The 21,092-nt window shown below is 50.7% G+C and carries 20 protein-coding genes and 1 pseudogene; 13 read left to right on the top strand and 8 right to left on the bottom strand.

Annotated elements, in window-relative coordinates; genetic code table 11:
* The first annotated feature begins 114 nt into the window (after window positions 1-114).
* Window positions 115-1,029 carry a bestrophin family protein gene (locus L350_RS17080; RefSeq protein WP_003857155.1) on the top strand — a complete coding sequence of 305 codons (915 nt, stop codon included), beginning with the start codon at window positions 115-117 and terminating at the stop codon, window positions 1,027-1,029.
* On the opposite strand, the gene L350_RS17085 is transcribed toward L350_RS17080, so the two are convergent.
* Complete coding sequence (locus tag L350_RS17085) at window positions 1,017-1,565, bottom strand: GNAT family N-acetyltransferase (protein ID WP_023300104.1); 549 nt, start codon at window positions 1,563-1,565, stop codon at window positions 1,017-1,019. The genes L350_RS17080 and L350_RS17085 overlap by 13 nt on opposite strands.
* 444 nt (window positions 1,566-2,009) lie before the next feature.
* On the opposite strand from L350_RS17085, the gene L350_RS24165 reads away from it, so the two are divergent.
* The 9 genes and pseudogenes from L350_RS24165 to L350_RS17120 all read left to right on the top strand — a co-directional run bounded on the left by L350_RS24165 (window position 2,010) and on the right by L350_RS17120 (window position 11,175).
* A complete protein-coding gene (locus L350_RS24165) occupies window positions 2,010-2,342 on the top strand; it encodes a hypothetical protein (RefSeq protein WP_023300105.1) in 333 nt (110 codons plus the stop codon).
* 497 nt (window positions 2,343-2,839) lie between these two features.
* The gene (locus L350_RS24800; protein ID WP_309472211.1) at window positions 2,840-3,406 is read left to right on the top strand and encodes a CPBP family intramembrane glutamic endopeptidase; all 567 of its coding nucleotides are present in this window, start codon (window positions 2,840-2,842) and stop codon (window positions 3,404-3,406) included.
* 93 nt (window positions 3,407-3,499) lie between these two features.
* A complete protein-coding gene (locus L350_RS17095; RefSeq protein WP_032624257.1) occupies window positions 3,500-4,753 on the top strand; it encodes an HlyD family secretion protein in 1,254 nt (417 codons plus the stop codon).
* A pseudogene (locus L350_RS17100) lies at window positions 4,753-6,403 on the top strand (ATP-binding cassette domain-containing protein). The gene L350_RS17095 and the pseudogene L350_RS17100 overlap by 1 nt, the downstream one beginning before the upstream one ends.
* Before the next feature lie 11 nt (window positions 6,404-6,414).
* Window positions 6,415-6,642 carry a GNAT family N-acetyltransferase gene (locus L350_RS0122230; RefSeq protein WP_254909581.1) on the top strand — a complete coding sequence of 76 codons (228 nt, stop codon included), beginning with the start codon at window positions 6,415-6,417 and terminating at the stop codon, window positions 6,640-6,642.
* A gap of 134 nt (window positions 6,643-6,776) precedes the next feature.
* Window positions 6,777-7,772, top strand: coding sequence for an alpha/beta fold hydrolase (locus L350_RS17105; RefSeq protein WP_032624256.1), 996 nt, complete (start codon window positions 6,777-6,779; stop codon window positions 7,770-7,772).
* Window positions 7,773-7,816: 44 nt separating this feature from the next.
* On the top strand, window positions 7,817-8,557 hold the full coding sequence (locus L350_RS17110) for a response regulator (RefSeq protein WP_023300109.1): 741 nt from the start codon (window positions 7,817-7,819) through the stop codon (window positions 8,555-8,557).
* Window positions 8,554-9,849, top strand: a complete 1,296-nt coding sequence (locus tag L350_RS17115) for an ATP-binding protein (RefSeq protein ID WP_032624255.1) — start codon at window positions 8,554-8,556, stop codon at window positions 9,847-9,849. Before L350_RS17110 ends, L350_RS17115 begins: the two co-directional genes overlap by 4 nt.
* 135 nt (window positions 9,850-9,984) lie before the next feature.
* Window positions 9,985-11,175 carry a cytochrome c biogenesis protein/redoxin gene (locus L350_RS17120; protein ID WP_032624254.1) on the top strand — a complete coding sequence of 397 codons (1,191 nt, stop codon included), beginning with the start codon at window positions 9,985-9,987 and terminating at the stop codon, window positions 11,173-11,175.
* Window positions 11,176-11,181: 6 nt separating this feature from the next.
* On the opposite strand, the gene tam is transcribed toward L350_RS17120, so the two are convergent.
* Window positions 11,182-11,940, bottom strand: coding sequence for a trans-aconitate 2-methyltransferase (gene tam / locus L350_RS17125; RefSeq protein ID WP_032624253.1), 759 nt, complete (start codon window positions 11,938-11,940; stop codon window positions 11,182-11,184).
* Window positions 11,941-12,024: 84 nt separating this feature from the next.
* Window positions 12,025-12,609 carry an NUDIX hydrolase gene (locus L350_RS17130; RefSeq protein ID WP_032624252.1) on the bottom strand — a complete coding sequence of 195 codons (585 nt, stop codon included), beginning with the start codon at window positions 12,607-12,609 and terminating at the stop codon, window positions 12,025-12,027.
* An 86-nt stretch (window positions 12,610-12,695) separates the two neighbouring features.
* Between L350_RS17130 and L350_RS17135 the strand changes: the two genes are divergently transcribed.
* Window positions 12,696-13,454, top strand: coding sequence for a DeoR/GlpR family DNA-binding transcription regulator (locus L350_RS17135; protein ID WP_023300114.1), 759 nt, complete (start codon window positions 12,696-12,698; stop codon window positions 13,452-13,454).
* A gap of 104 nt (window positions 13,455-13,558) precedes the next feature.
* Window positions 13,559-14,851 carry a glycoside hydrolase family 28 protein gene (locus L350_RS17140; protein ID WP_032624251.1) on the top strand — a complete coding sequence of 431 codons (1,293 nt, stop codon included), beginning with the start codon at window positions 13,559-13,561 and terminating at the stop codon, window positions 14,849-14,851.
* A 317-nt stretch (window positions 14,852-15,168) separates the two neighbouring features.
* Here the strand turns inward: L350_RS17140 and L350_RS17145 are convergent, their stop codons facing one another.
* From L350_RS17145 to L350_RS17155, 3 genes are all read right to left on the bottom strand, one after another.
* Window positions 15,169-15,675, bottom strand: a complete 507-nt coding sequence (locus tag L350_RS17145; RefSeq protein ID WP_032624250.1) for an SRPBCC family protein — start codon at window positions 15,673-15,675, stop codon at window positions 15,169-15,171.
* A gap of 133 nt (window positions 15,676-15,808) precedes the next feature.
* On the bottom strand, window positions 15,809-16,717 hold the full coding sequence (locus tag L350_RS17150; protein ID WP_032624249.1) for a LysR family transcriptional regulator: 909 nt from the start codon (window positions 16,715-16,717) through the stop codon (window positions 15,809-15,811).
* Window positions 16,718-17,181: 464 nt separating this feature from the next.
* A complete protein-coding gene (locus L350_RS17155) occupies window positions 17,182-18,099 on the bottom strand; it encodes a DMT family transporter (protein WP_050595060.1) in 918 nt (305 codons plus the stop codon).
* Window positions 18,100-18,282: 183 nt separating this feature from the next.
* On the opposite strand from L350_RS17155, the gene L350_RS17160 reads away from it, so the two are divergent.
* A complete protein-coding gene (locus L350_RS17160; protein WP_032624248.1) occupies window positions 18,283-19,077 on the top strand; it encodes an AraC family transcriptional regulator in 795 nt (264 codons plus the stop codon).
* A 133-nt stretch (window positions 19,078-19,210) separates the two neighbouring features.
* On the opposite strand, the gene L350_RS17165 is transcribed toward L350_RS17160, so the two are convergent.
* Together L350_RS17165 and L350_RS17170 are read right to left on the bottom strand one after the other, a co-directional pair.
* Entirely contained in the window at window positions 19,211-19,606 is a 396-nt protein-coding gene (locus L350_RS17165) for a helix-turn-helix domain-containing protein (RefSeq protein ID WP_032624247.1), read from the bottom strand.
* 53 nt (window positions 19,607-19,659) lie between these two features.
* On the bottom strand, window positions 19,660-21,057 hold the full coding sequence (locus L350_RS17170) for an ISNCY family transposase (protein WP_032624246.1): 1,398 nt from the start codon (window positions 21,055-21,057) through the stop codon (window positions 19,660-19,662).
* Between the last annotated feature and the right edge of the window lie 35 nt (window positions 21,058-21,092).

Below are 21,092 nucleotides of genomic sequence, written 5' to 3'. Positions count from 1 at the left end.
CACCGTGCGGTCAGGGCTTAACAGGTCAGAAAATGCAATGAACTATTAACATGCTTGCAACCGTGATGAGGATCACGTTTAATAGCCGCGCTCTTTACTTTTCTGAAGCTGATTATGATTGTTCGTCCTCAACAGCACTGGCTGCAACTGATTTTTGTCTGGCATGGTTCGGTACTTCCCAAAATTTATACCCGACTGCTGCTTAACTTCCTGCTATCCATCGCCGTGATTGTCATGCTGCCGTGGTACACCTCGCTGGGTATCCGCTTTACCGTCGCGCCGTTCAGCATTCTGGGCGTGGCTATCGCCATCTTCCTGGGATTTCGCAATAACGCCTGTTATTCGCGCTACGTTGAGGCGCGTCTGCTTTGGGGGCAGTTGATGATAGCGGCGCGCTCGCTGTTTCGCGAGGTAAAAAACACCTTGCCGGATGATAAACATCTTGGAGAGTTTGTACGCCTGCAAATCGCGTTTGCTAACTGTCTGCGTATGACACTGCGCAGAGAAACCAATGCCGATCAGCTGTCCCGCTATCTGGCTCCAGACGATTTACGCAAAGTGATGGATGCCAACTCGCCGGCGAACCGTATCCTGCTGATCATGGGGGAGTGGCTGGCCGTACGGCGGCGCAGCGGGCACCTTTCAGACATCCTGTTTCACAGCCTCAACAACCGCCTGAACGATATGTCCATCGTGCTGGCAGGCTGTGAGCGTATCGCCAATACGCCAGTCCCGTTTGCCTATACGCTGATCCTGCACCGGACGGTGTATTTGTTCTGCATCATGCTGCCGTTTGCGCTGGTTGTTGATCTGCATTACATGACGCCCTTTGTCTCTGCGCTGATTTCCTACACTTTTATCTCGCTTGATACGCTGGCGGAAGAGCTGGAAGATCCGTTTGGGACGGAAGATAACGATCTGCCGCTGGACGCCATCTGCAACATGATGGAGCGCGATCTGTTGCAGATGAACGATGAAGAGAACATCCCTGAAAGGCTAATGCCGGATAAGCATTATCAGCTGACCTGACGGGCATTCCACTCGTCGCGGGTGATTTCCCACAGCTCCGAATCCAGCAGGCCGCTGACATAGGCTTTCTTCTCTGTCCTGATGAGTCGCATGCCGCTGCTGTCTGAAATACGTCGGGAGCGGCTGTTGGCCGCCGCTTTCGGCGCGCGTAACACCGCTTTGTTAAGCGTATTGAACCAGTAATCCGTTGCCGCGATACTCGCCTCACGCATATATCCCTGGCCCTGAAATTCCGGCGCGAGCCAGAACCCCCTGTTGTTGTCCTCCACGTCATACAGGCAAATCAACCCCATCAGTTCGTCAGGCGCTTCGCGACGGCGAATCGTCCAGAACCACGCAATCCCTTTGGCCATGTCGGGCAGTGCAACGTTGTTGACATAATTTTCTGCACCGTTTTCCGGGTAGGGCCAGGGGACTGAAGCCACCATATAGCGGACAATTTCCCAGCGCGGATAGCGTTGCTGGATCTGGACGGCATCGGCGGCAACAAGGGGTTTAAGTAATAAGCGTTCTGTCGTAAGCGTGGGTATCGTCATCCGGTGATCTCCATATTTGAGCGTTATCATTTGTTTGGGTTCTGATATTTCATCAATATCAAATTCCAGTTGGTCGTGCTTTTGTTATTCAGATTTATCCATAAAGGAGTATGTAATGCCAAGAAAAGCCAGGCCCGAAGAAGCCGAAACACTCTGGCACGTCCGTAACGAAGCGATGCGCCATGGCTGTAAAATCTGTTACGACGCAGAAGTGATTGCGCGCTGGACGTCAGAAAAGATGCCTGAACATTACCGTACCTCCAGGTCGATTTCGTGTTATAGGCCTGCCCATGCAGGAGCTGAACTGCTCCCAAATGGAGCTACGGTTTACGAAGTTCAATAGCTTATTTACATTTGCTTACATAAATACACTTTCTTTACATTAAGTAATGTAAGATATTTTTTTAGCACAAAATGCAAAACTAAATTAAATGGAGATGATTTATGTCGAATATAAGAGCATTAAGCCTTAATGAGATAGCATTAGTAAGTGGCGGCAATGGAAGCGGTAATTATGAAGGTGCCGGTAGTCGTAACACCAGCTCTAAATCTGGTAATTCAAAAGGAAACAATGGCTCTATTTACAAGGGCGTTGACTCATGCGGCGCAGGAATCATCGGTGGTCTAATCGCCGGCTCTCCTGGGGGGCCAGTGGGTATGACCGCTGGGGTAATTGGTGGAGCTATAGCTGGCCAGTGCACAAAAGATAGTTTTTCAGATCGTGGTAGTAAAGATAAAAGTAATAATTACAACGGCCCCGGACAATGCCGTTGGTAAGTAATTTGAGTTGTGTGTGATAATAATTTAAAAGCTCATTATAACTGAATGTTATTCTAGGTGTTTCGATATTTAATGATTATTCGAAGTAGTCATGATGAACTATTATCTTTGATAAAGTTAATGTAATCACAAGTATCGGGTTAAGCATGAAACAATTTTTAAATTTCCTAATTTACTTATTTTTTTTCATTATCGCATTTACCCTTTTGAAATACGCTGAAGTTCTTGAGTTTGACGAAGTATCACGGCCAGGGATTATATCAAGGTTTCTTATTGCGTTGATTGTATTAATAGCAGTAACTCGATGGGGCGTTAACTTGATGAATAGGTTTAAAAGTAAATAAAGTACACTCCGATAAAAATTGTTGTGTTGCAGAATGGAATCATTACAAATGTTCACTGAAGTTAAAGTGCATGATATCAAAAAATGATTACGATATCATAACCATATTTGTTGATTCTTATATAAAATATGAATTAATAATAGGTTGAACATGATAATCTTTAGGCATGTCTATCCATTCATTTATAGTAAGAAAAACGTAATTGTTCTTTTTATTGCGTCTGTTATCTCAATAATAATTACGTTATCGCCATCCATAACCCTCCGCTATCTTACTCTCGATGTGTCATTACTCTTATTGTTTATTGCGGAATTTTCAATTGCATTTTTCTTGTATATTTTCTACTTAAGGAAGTTGGATGGTTTTAAATTACGCCCAAGTAGAGATTTAACTTCAATAAAATTTTCTATTGTTGTGTTGTTTGTCATTTTGCTGGTTCAGTATAATGTTTATCTTTACAGGGATAATTTATATCATTATGGACCTTCCCATATTAGTTTTATAGCATTTATAATAGCCACCTTCGTAGTCCCATATTATGAGGAGATTATATACAGGGGCTGTATCTTCGGTGTTTTCCACTCAATTTTTAATAAAAAGTATATTATCCCATGTATATTGACTTCATTGTCTTTTTGTCTGATGCATGGACAGTATTATAACATTTTAGATCAATCCATTCTTTTTTTTGGTGTCAATATTGCTATTAATAGTTAGAATAAGAAGCAGAGGGCTTTTTTATCCTATTATAATTCATTCGTGCATGAATGCTTTTGTTTTGTCGTTAAATTATTGAAGGGTATTTGGGATATGAATATCTTCAGGGAAGAGGCTTTAAATCATCAAACAGATTCTGATTATGGTGAGATTGTCTTACCTGCGTCATTCGGTTTATCAGTAAGCGCACTCACAACGTTATTCATATTTCTGTGCCTGATACTCTTTATTCTTTATGGTAGCTATACACGTAAGGCTCACCTTTCCGGAATCGTTATGCCCTCATCCGGGCTGGTAAAAATCACTCCTCAATATGCTGGCTACGTAACCAAATTGACCGCCTCAGAAGGTCAACACATTATTGCCGGTGAGACTCTTTATCATATCAGCGGTGAACATTTCAACGAACAGGGGGCAGGTACACTCGCTGCTATAAGACTTTCCCTACAAACTCAGTTTACAATGCTGACTTCTCAACAGACCCTGGAATTGCGTGACAACAGTCAGCAGCAGCATGCCATACAACAGCGAATAGTTTCCCTGAAACCTCAGGTTAAAAGTGCAGAAAAGCGTCTGTCACTTGCCGTGCATCAGGCTGCGCTGGCCGTGTCTGTTATGGAGCGCTATAAGAAACTTGCTGATACGCATTACGTATCAGATATCGAATACCAGCAGAAGCAGATTGACGTTTCAACGTCACAGCAAAACGTTGAGGATCAGCGTCAGGGGCTTCTGCAACTGCACACCGCGATGGAGGCTGCTAAAGACGACCTTGACCATCTCATCGTTCAGGGTGAAAGCCGGAAGGCTGAAATGGACAGGCAGTTGCAGGTGATCAGGCAACAGCAGGACGAACTGGCAGGTAAGGAAAATTTCACGCTGACTTCACCGGTATCCGGAACCGTTGCTGCCGTGCTGGTCAGACAGGGACAGTCTGTCAGGGCATCTGAACCTGTCATGACCCTCATTCCCGACAATGCCCGTTTGCAGATAGAACTCTATGCTACCAGTCAGAATGCTGGCTTTATTCAGGCGGGGCAGCGTGTTGCCCTGCGGTTCTCTGCCTTCCCCTATCAGAAGTTTGGTGTGCAGTACGGGACTATCCGTGAAATAAGCCATACAACGCTGACATCTTCTGATTTACTCTCCGTATCTCCTGTGACCTGGAAGGAGAATGAAGGTCATTACCGCGTCATCGTTGAACCTGAAAATACTTTTATTCTGGCTTATGGGAAACAGGAAGCCCTGCGCCCCGGCATGGTTCTTGAGGGGGATGTCAGCCTGGATACCCGCAATTTGTGGGAGTGGCTGACTGAGCCGCTCTGGAGCCTGAAAGGAAAGCTGTGATGGATACACTCAAATGGACCGGGAGAAAACAGCTTCCTCTCACCCGACAGACAGAGTCAGCGGAATGTGGTCTGGCATGCCTGGTCATGATGGCCTGCTGGCATGGTCTGCAAACAGACTTACCCACACTGCGCGAACGTTTCAGTATCAGCTCACAAGGGATGACCCTGCAGAGACTGACTGAATGTGCGGCCGGTATCGGATTATCCAGCCGGGCAGTTCGGCTGGAGTATTAATGCTCGTTTTGAGGCGGTAGATACCATCCAGCAGGCGCTGACTACGCAAGTGCTGGAAGGTATTCTGGATGTGTTGCTCGTGGTGACTGCGCTTTGCATGATGCTGCTGTACAGTCCTGAAATGACATTGATCGCCGTACTTGCAGCCATTTTCTATGGTGTGTTGAGGGCACTGTGGTATCCGTCCCTTCGACAGTCGGCAGAAGATGCCTGGGATGCAGGTGCCAAGGAGTCCGGGCATTTTCTTGAAACACTCAACGGGATCCTCAGCCTGAGAATTAACGGTGTGACGGCACATCGTGAGGCCGCCTGGCTGAATCTCAACGTTGCCCGCAGAAATACGCAGTTGCGTCAGAGCCGTCTGCTGATGTGCTATGACATTGCTCACACTCTTACCGGCAGCGTGGTATCAGCAATCATTTTGTGGAAAGGCGCCGGGGAGGTATTGAATGGTACCTTCACCGTCGGCATGCTGGTTGCTTATTTATCCTATCAGACGCGTTTTTCTTCCAGTATCAGTAGCCTGACTGATAAGTTTTTTTCCTGGCGTATGCTCGATGTTTACAACGAACGACTGGCTGATATTGTACTGACCCCGACAGAAGGCCTTCAGCAACAGCCTTTTCGTGAGCATAACAACGCTTCGCACATTCCTTCTGTATCCCGCAGGGAGATGGATGAATATGCTCATGCTCCTCTAGTACTTGAGCACATCATCTTCAGCCACAAGGGAGGGGAAAATCCGATAATCGGCGGGGTGTCGCTGACACTCAATCCCGGAGAAGTCGTTGCCATTACAGGTAAATCCGGATGCGGGAAAACGACACTGGTGAAGCTTATCCTTGGGATCCACATCCCTGATGAGGGCAGGATCAGGGCATTTGGCATATTGCATACGCATCCGGATTATTTTCAGGTTCGTCAGCGTATCGGTACCGTACTGCAGGATGACCATCTTTTCAAAGGTTCTGTAGCAGATAACATTATTTTTTTCAGTGATGACCGAAATTATGAACGAATGATCCAGTGCGCAAGACTGGCACTTATCGACAGCGATGTTATGGCAATGCCGATGGGGTATCAGACGCTGATTGGTGAAACCGGCGGAGGGCTTTCCGGAGGACAAAAACAACGCATTCTGCTGGCAAGGGCGTTGTACAAGAAACCGGGATTCCTGTTACTGGATGAAGCGACCAGCCACCTTGATGTTGAGAGTGAAATCCGGATAAGCCAGACCTTACGTCAACTGGGGCTTCCTGTTCTGCTGATAGCCCATCGCCCGGAAACCATAGCCTCTGCAGACCGGGTTTTGTATCTGGCAGACGGCTACTTAACGGAGCTGAATCTCCAGCATACAGTCAATAATGGCGAGTCTGTTTGTGAATATACTAATGACGTGATGGCAAAAAATTAACCTTAACGTACATAATTTTCGATATCCAAACTTACCCCTATCTGGAAGATCTATTTGTTGACGCTGCCGAACGTGGCGCAGGGGCGGGTAAAGCGCTTATCGACGCCCTGATCGATGAGGGTAAGCGGGAAGGGTGGTCAAAACTCTACTGGGTAACCCGCATGCACAATCCGGCGCGTAAGCTGTATGACCACTATGGTGAAGCCGACGATTACGTCCGGTACCGAATCACCCCTTAACCGGGTTTGTATCACACTGTATCTGCGTCTGTGATACATACACAGGTATGCAATAAAACCGCATCCGCACACATCCTTTATACAAACGCATGGTGTTATATCTCCGTCAACTGAACTCACCCGGAGATAACATCATGTTTAACAAACTCGCATACTCAGCAGTCGCCCTGACCGTTTCGCTTGGCACCGTGATGTCCTGTCAGGCGGAAGCGATGGGTAAGGATTACTCGTCGGCTTTTAACCAGGTAAAACAAATTAACGCCGGCGATCTGAACGTCGGTTATGTCGATATCGGGCCGAAAGACGGGCAACCAGTGATCCTGCTGCATGGCTGGCCGTACGATATTCACAGCTACGCGGAAGTTGCCCCCGCGCTGGCCGCGAAGGGGTATCGTGTCATTGTGCCATCCCTGCGCGGGTACGGCACCACGCGCTTTATTTCTGATAAAACGCCGCGAAACGGCCAGCCTTCGGCAATGGCGAAAGACATCGTCAACCTGATGGACGCCCTGAATATCAAACAGGCGGTGTTTGCCGGTTATGACTGGGGGGCGCGTACGGCGGATATCGTTGCGGCGCTCTGGCCGGATCGAGTGAAATCGCTGGTCTCGGTAAGTGGCTACCTGATCAGCAGCCAGGCGATTGGCAAACAGCCTTTACCGCCGAAGGCAGAGGTTCAGTGGTGGTATCAGTTCTATTTCGCCACGCCGCGCGGGGCGGAGGGCTATGCTAAAAATACGCACGATTTTGCCCGGTTGATCTGGTCCCAGGCTTCGCCTGACTGGAAATTCAGCGATGCCACCTTCAATGCCAGCGCCAAATCCCTCGATAACCCAGACCACGTTGCCGTCACGCTCAGTAATTACCGCTGGCGTCTGGGGCTGGAGAAGGGTGAGCAGAAATATGACGCCTACGAACAAAAGCTGGCTACGCTACCGAATATTACGGTGCCGACCATCACCATCGAGGGCGGTAACAACGGAGCACCACATCCTGCACCCGCAGCCTATGCGGGGAAATTCACCGGAAAATATGAGCACCGTACTTTCGGCGCAACGGTTGGCCACAACCCGCCGCAGGAAGATCCGCAGGACTTTGTTAAAGCCGTTGTCGACGCGGATAAGCTCTGATATGTGCTATTTTCAATCCGTTACCTCTTAATCAGGAGCCTGCGGTGGAGCATATTGATCACATCCTTGTCGTCGATGACGACAGGGATATTCGTGAACTGATTGTCGATTACCTCGTGAAATCCGGCTACCACGCCTCTGGCGCGGCGAACGGTAAAGAGATGCGCGTAGTGCTCGACAAACAGCATATCGACCTGGTGGTGCTGGACGTGATGATGCCCGGTGATGATGGCCTGACGGTGTGTCGACAGCTGCGCAGCAGCAGGCATAAGGATCTGCCGATCCTGATGCTCACCGCGCGCAACGAGGACATGGACCGGATCCTGGGGCTGGAGATGGGCGCCGACGATTATGTGGTAAAACCGTTTGTGGCCCGCGAACTGCTGGCGCGTATCAAAACTATCCTGCGCCGTTTTCGTACTATGCCGCCTAATCTTCAGGTGACCGAGGCAGGGCGCCTGGTGGTGTTCGGTGAATGGCAGCTGGATACCGTGGCGCGTCATCTGATTGATAACGAGGGGATGGTTGTGGCGCTCAGCGGGGCGGAATATCGCCTTCTGCGTGTATTTCTCGATCATCCTCAACGGGTGCTGACCCGCGATCAACTGCTGAACCTGACGCAGGGACGTGATGCCGAGCTGTTTGAGCGTTCGATTGATCTCCTGGTGAGCCGCGTGCGACAGCGCCTGAATGAAGATGCCCGCTCGCCAGCCTACATTAAAACCGTTCGAAGCGAAGGCTACGTTTTTACTATGCCGGTGACCATCGTCGAGGCCAATGAATGACGCTGTGGCCCCGCACCTTACTGGCCCGGCTGCTGATCATTGTGCTGCTTGGACTCTTGCTGGCTAACGCGCTCAGCCTGACGCTGGTCATGGTTGAGCGAATGCACAGCGCGCGCACGGTTATGCTGGGCAATCTTGAGAATGACGTGGCGACCAGCGTGGCCATTCTCGACCGGCTTCCGGCCAAAGAGCGGCCAGAGTGGCTGGAACGGCTCGGTCGCGGTAATTATCGTTATATCCTTGGTCCCGGCGAGGCAGGCGCTGCGCCAACGGACAAGCGCTCGCGGGATGCGATTCGCACCCTGAAAGAGACGCTTTCAGTTCAATATCCGCTCCAGTTTACGGCAGTGCCGGGGCCTGTTTCCCACATTCAGGCCCATCTGACGCTCCGCGACGGCGCACCGCTCACTATCGATCTGATCCCGCGCATGCCGCCAGTCGCCAGCTGGTTACCCGTGGTGCTGGTTCTTCAGTTGTTACTTGTCGCGCTCTGCTCCTGGATTGCCGTGCGCCAGGTTGTCCGGCCTTTCCTGCAATTCACGCGCGCGGTTGATTCCCTCGATCCTGCGGCCCATTCTCCTATGACTGAAAAAGGTCCGGTTGAGGTGCGACAGGCGGCGCAGGCTTTTAATGAGATGCAGTCGCGGATACAAACTTATCTGCGTGAACGCGCGCAGATTCTGGCGTCCATTTCTCACGATCTTCAGACGCCCATCACGCGTATGAAGCTGCGGGTCGAAATGGCGGATCAGCCCGAACTCCACGATAAGTTGTTGAGCGACCTGGATAATATGTCGCGCCTGGTACGAGAAGGTATTGCCTATGCCCGGTCATCAGAATCACTGAAAGAGACCACGCTTAAGCTGGAGCTAAACGCGTGGGTTAACAGCATCGCCAGTGATTATCAGGACATTGGTAAAAACGTGCAGTTTCATGCACGCAGTACACGTCTGCCGATCGTCACCCGCCCCCAGGCATTGCGCCGGGTAATGACCAATCTGCTGGATAATGCGCTCAAGTTTGGCCATAGCGCGGTAATAGAGATTGATGAAGATGAAAGGCAGGTAGCGATCCGCATTATGGATAACGGCCCCGGCATCCCGGAGGCAGAACTGGGGGCGGTGTTACAGCCGTTCTACCGGGTTGAAACGTCGCGCAACCGCGAAACGGGCGGCACCGGGTTAGGCCTCGCCATTGCCGCGCAGCTCACCGCCCAGCTTGACGGGAAATTGCATCTTGCAAACCGGGCAGAGGGCGGGCTGGCCGTAAGCGTGACTCTTCCGCGCGTTTAATTGTACGCCTGTGTATCTGCGCGCCGTGCGGATACGAAGGCAGACAAAATTCAGTTTTTTGCACACGGCCTGAACACATTCGCAGGGTGAAATGACCTCACTGCACCTTCGCAGCAACTGTATCGTGAGGTCGTTATGTTTCTGATAATCGCTTTTTTAGGCGGCATGATTAGCCTGCTCAGTCCGTGCACGCTTCCCGTTATTCCTCTGCTGTTCGCCGGCTTTCAGGGGCAGCGCAAACACATTCTGGCGCTTCTGGCGGGAATGATAGTGATGTTCACGTTTGTGGCGATGGTAGTAACGGTTGCCAGTGACTGGATAGCTGACGCCACCGTTATCGGTCGCTGGATTGCGCTGCTGGTACTGAGCATTGCCGCCCTGGCCCTGATCTTCCCGCAGTTCGCTCAGCGCATTGCCAGCCCGGCGGTCAGCGCGGGGAACGTTCTTAACACCCACAGCGTTCAGCGACACGGCATGTTTTCGGCTTTTCTGGCAGGGCTGGCCGTTGGACTTCTGTGGTCCCCCTGTGCAGGACCGATTCTCGGGGCGATCTTCGGCATTAACATTACTGGCCACTCGGCCATCGCAACCGGAGCGCTGTTAGCCGCTTACGGCAGTGGGTGCGCGTTGATGCTGGGGCTGCTTGTCACGGGTGGCCGTAAGCTGATAACCCCTCTGAGAGCCAAATCCGCATTGATGGAGCGTCTGCGTCAGGGCGCAGGGGTGATGATGTTAGCCGCCGTGGCTTTCAACGCCTCAGGAATGACGTCGGTCCTGAAAGGCGCCAGCGGTATTACCGACCAGCTGGAAAACGCTCTCTTGAGCCTTGCGCAACCAACCTCCACGCAGGTGAAACTGCGACCGATCGCTGACGCAATGCCGAGCAGCCAGCTACCGACATTAAGCGGCGGTACGGGCTGGGTAAACGGTGACCCTGTCACGTCTAAGGCCTTGCGGGGGAAAGTTGTGCTTATCGATTTCTGGACCTGGGACTGTATCAACTGCCAGCATACCCTTCCGCATGTTCGAGACTGGGCGAAGAAATATGAGTCACAAGGTCTGGTGGTGATTGGCGTCCACACCCCTGAATACCCCTGGGAAAAGCCGTTATCATCGGTGAAAAACGCGGTCAACGAATGGCAGTTGCCGTACCGCGTAGTGACGGATAATAACTACAAAATCTGGAGCGCGTTCGGTAATCAGTACTGGCCAGCACATTACTATTTCGATGCGAAAGGGCAACTGCGTTACACCTCGTTTGGCGAAGGCAACTACGACAAGCAGGAGGCTGTAATTCAGCATTTGCTCAAGGAAGCGCGTTCCTGATTCGGCTTACGGAACCCGCTGAGCAACCATAAACAGGCGCGGAAAAGCCAGCAGTATCTGTCCGTTCTCCTGGAGCGGATACTGCTCTTCCAGCAGCTCGAGGTAGCGTTTCAGAAAGTTTTGCTGCTCGCTCTCGTTGAGATCCTGTAGCCACGGCCGTAACCCCGTCGCGCTGACCCAGTCAATAATCGCCTGATGAGAGCTCATCTGATGAAAGTAGGTGGTGCGCCAGATATCCACGTCGCATCCCGCGTCCGTCAGAATATCATAGTAGGCATGAATACCCGGCAGCTGCTCGCGGCCACGATCGGGGTAGCCCTGTTCCCAGGCAACTTCACGCATCAGGGCGTGCGTCGGCTCAAGCCAGTTGTCAGGCATTTGTATCGCCAGCACGCCGTTTAACTGGAGCAGTGAAACCAGATGCGGCAGAAGGTGGTAATGGTCCGGGATCCATTGCAGGGAAGCGTTGGCGTAGATCAGGCTGAGAGGCTGGTCAGGTTTGTAGTGACGGATATCCGATTCAACAAAGTGGCAGTCTGGCAGGGCCTGTCGGGCTTCCTCCAGCATCGCCGGGGAGTTATCCACACCGGCTATCTGCGCTGAAGGCCAGCGTTGTTTCAGCAGCGCGGTGCTGTTGCCTGGCCCGCAGCCCAAATCCACGCCAGAGGTTATGTCAGCAAGCGGCACCCGGGCCAGTAACTCAGCGGCGGGACGTGTGCGTTCTGCGCTGTATTGTAGATACAGAGAAGGATCCCAGTCGGCCATTTTCGCATCTCCATGTTGAGGTGTTCAGCAAGAATAGCACAGGCAAATACCTGCGCAGGGGCAGGTATCCGGATAAACGTGAGATTATAAAATGCCTTTCAGGGTCACGTGATAAAGCAGCATGATGGTTTTACCGTCGACGATCTGGCCATTCTCGATGCCACGAAGCGCGTCGTCCAGCGTCATTTCCAGCACGTCGATATCTTCCCCCTCTGCTTTAACGCCGCCGCCCGCGCTGGTCCGATCCTGCGGGTGATATTCCGCCAGATAGAAGTAGAGTTTTTCGGTAACGGAGCCCGGGCTCATATAGGCCTCAAAAATTTTCTCTACGCGCGTCACCTTATACCCGGTTTCCTCTTCCGCTTCGGCCTTAATCCGGCTTTCCGGGTCAAGGTTATCGAGCAACCCGGCAGCCGCCTCAATGAGATCCTCTTCGTGACCATTGATAAACACAGGGAAACGAAACTGACGTGTAAGAATGACTGTTTTGCTGTCGCGATTATAGAGCAGGATCGTCGCGCCATTCCCGCGGTCATACACTTCACGCTCTTGCCGCTGCCAGTCACCATCGCTGCGCTGGAGGTCAAAAGTGTATTTTTTCAGGTTATACCAGTTGTCGGACAACGTTTCGCTGTTGATGATGCGTATATCTGCACGTTTTGATTGCACGTTTGGCTCTCCTCTCGTAGAGTATGCATCATAAACAGCATTTTCGTGTAATTACAATAATTATCGTGCAACATCAGGAATAATTCATGCTCACAAGTCAGCGTAAACAGTTGATTCTGGAAAAGCTGGAGGCGGAAGGCCAGGTTCAGTCAACTGCGCTCAGCCTCTTTTTCTCGGTGTCTGAGGACACTATCCGCCGGGATCTACGTGAACTGGCGGCAGAAGGGCGTTTGCAGCGTGTCCACGGCGGCGCGCTTCCGGCATCTTCAGCGATTGCGCCTTTTGCCGAGCGTCAGTCCGTTAAAATGGATGCAAAAAAACGCGTGGCACGTCGGGGCGCGCAGCTCATTTCACCGGGGCAGGTGGTGATCATTGATGGCGGGACGACCACCTCAGAACTTATTACCTTCTTGCCGCCAGATTTGCGGGTAACCGTGGTGACGCACAGCCCGGGTATTGCATTGGGGCTGGTCAACCATCCGTGCATAGAGGTGATCCTGATTGGCGGTCGTTTGTATAAACACTCCATCGTCACGGTCGGCGCGGCCGCTATTGAAGGCATCAACAATATTCATGCGGATCTGTTTTTCATGGGTGTCACCGGCGTGCATCCTGAGGCCGGGCTGACCACCGGAGATTATGAAGAAGCATGCATCAAACGTGCATTTTCCGGCAGAGCGGCGGAAACGGTGGTATTGGCCTCACCGGAAAAGATCAACACGGCCTCGGCGTTTGTGATTGGCGATTTGTCGCTGGTGAATACGCTCGTAGTTGAAAACACAACGGATGAACGCTGGGTCAACGTTATGAAAGAAAAGGGCGTTGCGGTGATCGCCAGCCAGTAAATATCCGCTTTTTTGCCAGCCTGACTGCGTGGCTGTCAAACAGACAAAGGTTATCCATCACGCGGATTCCTAGACTAAGGCTTTCATCTGTTTAAGGAAAAGCCATGAAAGCGATCTCCATTCTGGCGTATGGCGCGGACCCAACCGCGCAACGCCTGGCAACATCCGCCATTCAGCAGGCCATAAATAGTGCTCAACAGAACGATGTCATCGTTATTCCGCAAGGCCGTTTTCTGACCGGAGCGTTGTTTCTGAAAAGCGGTGTTTCACTTCGCCTGGACGCTGGCGCACAGCTCGTTGGAAGCCAGGATCTGGCTGATTATCCCCTGATAAATACCCGGGTGGCCGGCATTGATATGCGCTGGCCGGCAGGCATTATTACTATCATCGATTGTGAAAACGTCAGCATTACCGGTACAGGCACTATAGACGGGCAGGGTGCAATTTGGTGGCAACGCTACTGGGGCGATGACGAGCGCAGCGGCATGGTCGGCGATTACAGCGCAAGAGGATTGCGCTGGGTTGTTGATTATGACTGTCAGCGCCCGCGCAATATTCTGGTCTTTGAAAGTCAGAGCATTCTGCTGCGTGATTTTACCAGTAGGGAGTCCGGATTCTGGAACATGCACCTCTGTTATTCGCGCCATATCGCGGTTGAGGGCGTGCAAATCAGCAATTCTGCGGGGCCGAGCACCGACGGGATTGACGTCGACTCCTGCGAACAGGTGCGGATTGAACGCTGCATTGTGTCCTGCAATGACGACAATATCTGCATCAAATCAGGACGAGGACGCGAAGCGGCGCAAAAAGCTCGTGCCGCGCGGGATATAGTGATTCGAGGATGTACGCTGAATAAGGGATCCGGGATCACACTGGGGAGTGAAACTTCAGGTGGCATTGAACGCGTCCTGATAGAAGATAACGCGTTTAACGGAACGGGCGTCGGGTTTCGCATTAAATCTGCTCGCAACCGGGGCGGATTTATCCGTGATATCACCGTACAAAATCTACGGCTTACGGACGTGCGTTTTCCGGTGCTGATCCAGCTGAACTGGTTTCCGCAGTATAGCTATGGCGACCAGAGCAATTTATCTGATAAACCAGAACACTGGCGCAAACTGGCTGAAGGTGTTGAGGGCGAAGCCGGTCTTACTGCGGTCAGCGGACTGACGATTAAAAATATGACGGCGCGTCGATCAGACAGCAAATGCTTTTCGCGGGCATTTTTCATCGAGGGATATCCGGAGCGTCCTGTGGTTGGGTTAACGCTGGAGGGGATTTTGATTGACGCGTCAGAGTTCGGGAAAATTTCTGGTGTGGATGGGCTGCGCTTTAAGGATGTACAGGTGACTGCCGTGGAGATCACGCAAGACCGTAACGACAGTTATGAACGTTGATGGCACAGAACAGAGGTACATGATGCGCGGAATGAGCAGAACAAGGATGGGTCTGAACTGGCTGGATTTACTCGTATTCAATCTATGTCAAGGCTCGTTAGAATTGTCTAATCAGTGGCTCGTTAGAAATGTCTAGGGCATCATAGCGATGAAATGTCCGCTGGGTGCCAGGAGGGGACATTACAGATATGGCCGCGCTGTGTCACTTGCGGGGGTTACATGATTTACCTGTAATCAAGTGCAATAGCAAACGGGCAAATATTCTTGAGGCTGCGGGAAAGTGCAGCCTCAGTGATATGACTGTGGAAAGCGGTTTATTAATTCTTTGCTGCTCGAATCAGGCCGTCAAGCCATTCCTGATGACCATTAAGCATTGGGTTCGGGCGGGTATTTGCCAGATCTTTTGCCGGGACTCCGTTCTGTGTTTCCTGCGTTAGGATACGGACCCTGTGACCGGAAAGATCCTCCAGTAGCCACGCATGATGGACATCGAGTCGTTGAGCGGTATCTTTTTCACCGGCCCATCCGTGCCATGCCAGACGAGCAGGTTTACCTTCAGCAGGTGGAACAAACTCCACAACCTGAGCTTCAACTGGGAAACCAAACGTGCTGAAGTAGAAGCGAACCCCATTTTCCAATTCTGGACCTTTGTTGTCATAAAAGCGCACATCGGCGGAATTTTTATAGTATTCCGGCCATAGCAATGGCTGACTCAGGAGCGGCCAGACATCATTAACGTTCAGACCTAAGATGATCATTTCATTAGAAATAAAGTTATCGGTAAAACCCGGAACAAAGCCTTCTGGCCAGTTAATCGCGTTCATAAATTTCTCCAATTGCTATAGTTGAGTCCACTGCGTGTGTCATTACGGCAGTAACGTGATGACAGTGATTATTGGTGCAATGGAGTTATAAGGCGAATTGTCATTACTTATATTCTTAATAAGATAAATTATATCAGGACGCGGGATGTTGGCTTACTTCTGCGCATAAAGCACGAATCCACTGATGACTTGGGTCACGATGGGTTCGCTCATGCCAGGCCATGCTCTTGGTAAAGCCGGGAACTTTCAGGGGCAAAGGGAGAATGATGAGATCGTTGTTAGTCAGGACCATACGGTGAGGTACAACTGCAATCATATCAGTCACTCGCAATATATCAGGTATCACCTGAAAACTATTAACTGACATGCCTACTCGTCGTGTCAGACTGAGCTTAGCCAGTGCTTCATCTGTAACACCGGTGAAGTTACCTTCTGAAGACACCAGAATATGTTCCTGTTTGCAAAATTGTTCGAGCGTCATTTCTGAACTCGTTGCCAGTGGATGATGACGTCTTGCTACGCAGACATAATCTTCTTCATAGAGCGCTCTTCCATGCAGGTCTTCAGGGGTTGTTTGCGGTGTTATCAAAGCCAGATCAACTTCACCCCGAGACAACTGCTGATACATTTGCTTATTGTCCACGGGCCGCACGGCGATTTTAATATACGGTGCACGTTGTTTTAGCTCAGCCAACAACGGAACGACAACAGCCTTAAGTGCATAGTCCGTTGCGACGATGGTATAAGTCAGTTCCACCGTCACGGGATCAAATTTATTTGGTTTCAGCAGGATAGCTATATCGGTGAGGATTTGTTTTACCGGCGTAGAAAGTTCGTTGGCCCGCATTGTGGCGACCATACCGTGGCTGGTGCGAACAAAGAGTGGATCGTCAAAGTATTCACGCAAGCGAATAAGCATACCACTGACGGCAGGCTGCGTCAGGGAGAGGCGCTGTGCAGCCCGAGTCACGCTTCCCTCATCCAGCAATGCATCAAGGGCCTTAAGAAGGTTAAGGTCGAGGGTTCTGATATCATTTTTCATAATGAACTAGCCTGACAGATATTAAAATTTTAATTCAGGCTAAATGCTCGGGAAAAGGTTGTCTAGAAGGTTTGCGAGTGTTTTCATTTTGGGGGAACTTCTATTTCTGTATGGTAAGCCTTGTAAGGATAAGTCCGCTCTTCGCTCAAGCTGTGTGAAAACATTAGCGATCGCAGAAAGGGGGGAGAAAAGAGCCGAAAAATGCGCTCCTACGTAAAATTTGATGTTGTTGACCAGTCGATCGGATTCCAGATTTTGCATAGCCTCACGCACTTCGGTTTTGGGTTAGGGTTTTCACACAGACTGCGCTCTCAGCAGACCTTCAGCGCAGTTAACTTGTCCGCTCCGTGCAAGAAGCGGACACCACTACGGCAGTCGTTAGGTCGTCAGCTATCCCAGTCCCACACAACTCCTGTCGTTATCTCATTGCTCAGTAGCCAGACGCCTGCTTATGACCGGTGCAACTATTTTCTGGTTTTCTTTCCGGTATGGTGATGGACATCGTTAACGGTCACAGCCTGGTTGCCATTGAATACCTCAACAATGACCACGCCGCCAAGGGACAGCACGCCACCAACAAGCAGCGACCAGGTGAACTCTTCGTTCAGGAACAGGATCGCCATGATTGCGGTAAAAATCGGGATCAGGTTAAAGAACAGCGACACACGTGAAGGGCCGAGACGTTTTGAGCCGACCATCCATGTCAGTGGCGCCAGAATCGACGCGCCAATCGCCGCATACAGAACCATTCCGCCGGAAACCAGGGTCAGGGTGTGTTTTTCACCTGTCAGGTAAAATGGCATTAACACCACGGCTGCGGTTGTCGCCTGAACATACAGGGACAAAATCAGCGGCACGTTGACATGCCAGCGTTTCAGCAGAATGTTATAAATCGCCATTGCAAAGGTCGCCACAAGCATCAGCCCGTCACCGATATTCATCCCCTGTGTGATCAGCTTTGACGGTTCTCCACCTGAGATGACCAGCACAACACCGGCCAGGGACACCAGTGCACCCACAACAGTACCTGCCCCCGGTTTATTTCTGAATACCAAGCTTGCCAGGATGATCGCCATCAGGGGCATCAGAGCCTGAATAATTCCCATGTGCATTGCGGAGGTATACGCCGCTGCGTTATATGCCATACCCTGGAAAATGACGCTGCTTAATAAACCCAACATCATTAACTTAGGTATATTTGGCAGAACTTCTTTTTTATGTTTTTTCATTGGACGCCAGATAACCGGTGTCAGAATAATTACGGCAATCAGCCAGCGGAGAAAACTTATCTCACTTGGTGAAATGACGCCGGACGTCATTTTGGTAATGATTGTGTTGGTGCCCCAGAGGAAAGCGGCCAGAAGTGGGAATAAGTAGCTCATAGTAATATCCTGCGTTTTTGAATCAATGCAGACTTTAACACTCGTCCTAAATAGAATATATAATCATTTTACGACATTTGATGCAGATCTTTAGACAGGTTGAACCGCGGTTATCCTGCCACCTTTTCTAGGCTATAATTAATGATATTGTGAAAATACGACAACTGTTCGTGGAGAGATTGGGTGAGAGAATCCGGAGTTATTCCTGTTATTAATGATTTGCCTGGCGAGCTTTATTTCCGGCATGACCAGCTTGCGGCGATGGAATGGCAGACTCACTCTCATTCATGGGGACAGCTAAACTATGTCTCTTTCGGGGTCATGAATCTCGAAATTAATGGTATCCGGTATTTGTCGCCACCTCAGTATGCCATCTGGATCCCCCCAAACGTGGAGCACTTCTCCTATACGCTTCAGGAGGCTATTTACCGTTCGGTTTACATTGGACTTGAGACCTCGGCAAGACTGCCCTTAGCGCCATGCACAATGAGTGTCAGCCCGGTGTTAAGAGCCATTTTTGACGACTTTGCGCTAAGGGACATCCGTTCGCCAGAAACAGAACAGGATATCCGCATGGCTCAGGTCGCATTGGATCAAATCCTGAATGTAGAAACACATGATAACTACCTGCCGTACGCCTCTTCCGAAGAGCTGAACCGGTTACTGAGACTCCTTCAGGATAATCCCGGGGATAAGCGAAGTGTAAGGGAACTGGCGTCAACGCTTCATACCACGTCACGTTCTCTTGAACGCAGATGTCAGCGTGAGCTGGGGATGTCCTTCGGAGAATGGCGACTGAGACTGAAATTTATGTATGCACTGGAATGTCTTGATGCGGGGCATACTGTACAAAGCATTGCCCTTGATTTAGGTTACTCAACCACGTCTGCGTTTATTGTCATGTTCAGACGATTTACCGGTACTTCCCCCGATCAGTACAGGACCACACGACGCATGAGTCAGGTGAATAAAATGTAGTGGTGCACTAATTAGGCTATCGGAACAAATATGTAAATGTCCGCTTCGCTCATTGCAGACGGTCGGGTTATACCGCAGAGTCCTGCCAGTTCAAGTTTAAACCAAGGCTGTCATTCATTCCGGGATAATTCGCTTATGGGGTTTTCGATTTTTGTTGCCATAACTTTTCTGCAATCATCAACTGTCTCACCGTTTCGACTGACAGGCTGATACTCTCAGAGGCTACCAGCATTCTTTGTGCCTGTGTCGGTCCCATGTTCAGGCACTCAGTTTTCAGAAAATGAATAACGCGGGCTTTAAGCTCTGCCTGAAGCCGGTGATTACTGGGTTTTCCACGCCGCTGGCTGACTAACCCGCCAGGCCCTGCCTGTAGGTATTGCGCAATCAGACGGCGGCAGTGACGCGGGGTTATCTCCATTGATGCAGCCGCATCCGTCAGGCTTAATTCCCGGGATATAACGGCTTCAATGAGTTCCAGCCGGTAGCGTTCCCTGAGGGACATCATCACTTTTTCATCTGTTTCTGACATATCTGGCCTCTTTTTCAGGGTGAATTAGCCGCTGTTGCTCGATTGCATTGGGTTCATCTTTTTCCAAAAATGGCCTCAGAGCTACCCTGAAGCTTAATCATGGCTTCAAGCATGTCATCTTCGTTCAGCGAACGCTGAGATTTGTTAATGCCGGGTGCATGCCGCCTGCGGGAAGGTTCATCGCCAGCAGGTACCGACTGTGACCGATTATTGTCGCGTTTTCTCTGAACCTGCCGGGCAACGTCCAGCACATGGCCCAGTCTTTTATTATCAACAATCGCGACGGGGTCAACTTCCGATAACCGGTCATAGGTGGAATAGGGGAGCAGCACATCATTCAGGCGCAGTTCCTTATGTCCGTCAGGATAGTGCCAGACGTCGATATACTTACCGATGGCCCGGCGGCTGTACTCACTGTCTTCAATCAGATACAGCACTTTATCGTACTGTACGGTAAGGTTTTTTGAAACCCGCCGTGGCTCTCGCCAGGTAAATTCCGCATCCAGGTCATCGTCTAATGCCAGCGGCCGATGCGCGTTAAATTCATGCAAGGGGGCTTTGGCAAAGCGCCGGTTATAATCTGCCATGTATTCTTCAGCAAATGCATTCGCAGCTTCTATCGTACTGATCCCTTTAAGCCTTAGCTCCTTAACCAGCCTGTCCTGAAGTGTCAGATGAGCACGTTCCACGCGCCCTTTGGCCTGGCTGGTTTCAGCGCACAAAGGGGTGATGTTAAGGCAGCGCATGGCTCGGGCAAACTGCGTTTCGCCGGGACCGGTGGTGGCATGTTTATTATTGACCCGGAAGACACTGGCTTTATCGCTGTATAGGATCATGGGCTTACCGTATTTCTCGATATAGCCACGGGTCGCTTCAAAATAGGTAAAGGTGGACTCAGATTTCACAAACAGCAGGTGCATCAGACGACTGGTGGCATCGTCGACATAGACCAGCGCCGTACAGGGCCGACCCCGGTTTTCAAACCAGTGATGGTCACAGCCGTCAATTTGGATCAGCTCGCCGGTACAGGGACGTCGGTAACGGGGCTGATGAATTTTCGGTGCGCGTTGTCTTCGAGGGATCCAGAGTCCGGCTTTTATCATAAGGCGCCTGATGGTTTCCTTGCCCAGGACCAGACCATGAAGTTCCTCCAGTTTTTCCCGGGCCAGCGTGGGGCCAAAATCGTGGTAGCGTTCTCGTATGATACTCAGTGCCAGGTCAGTCAGTGATGTGGGCAACAGGCGGTTTCCGGTGCGACCGCGACTCTGGTTGTTCATACCAAGCGGTCCGGACTGACGATAACGTTTCAGCAGACGGCTGCAATGGCGTGGCGTGATGCCGAGCATTTCCGCAGCCTGGCCAGGACGCAGGTTACGGTCGATGACGTCTTGAAGGATTTTGAGGCGGTTGATTTCTTTCACGGTGAACATCCCGACGTCATGTATAGCCATAGCAAACTCCTCATCAGGAAAAAGTGAGTCGTTGA

It is taken from the genome of Enterobacter sp. MGH 4 (assembly GCF_000534735.1).
Classification (GTDB): Bacteria; Pseudomonadota; Gammaproteobacteria; order Enterobacterales; family Enterobacteriaceae; genus Enterobacter; species Enterobacter intestinihominis.
This window is presented reverse-complemented; position numbering and strand designations above follow the sequence as displayed.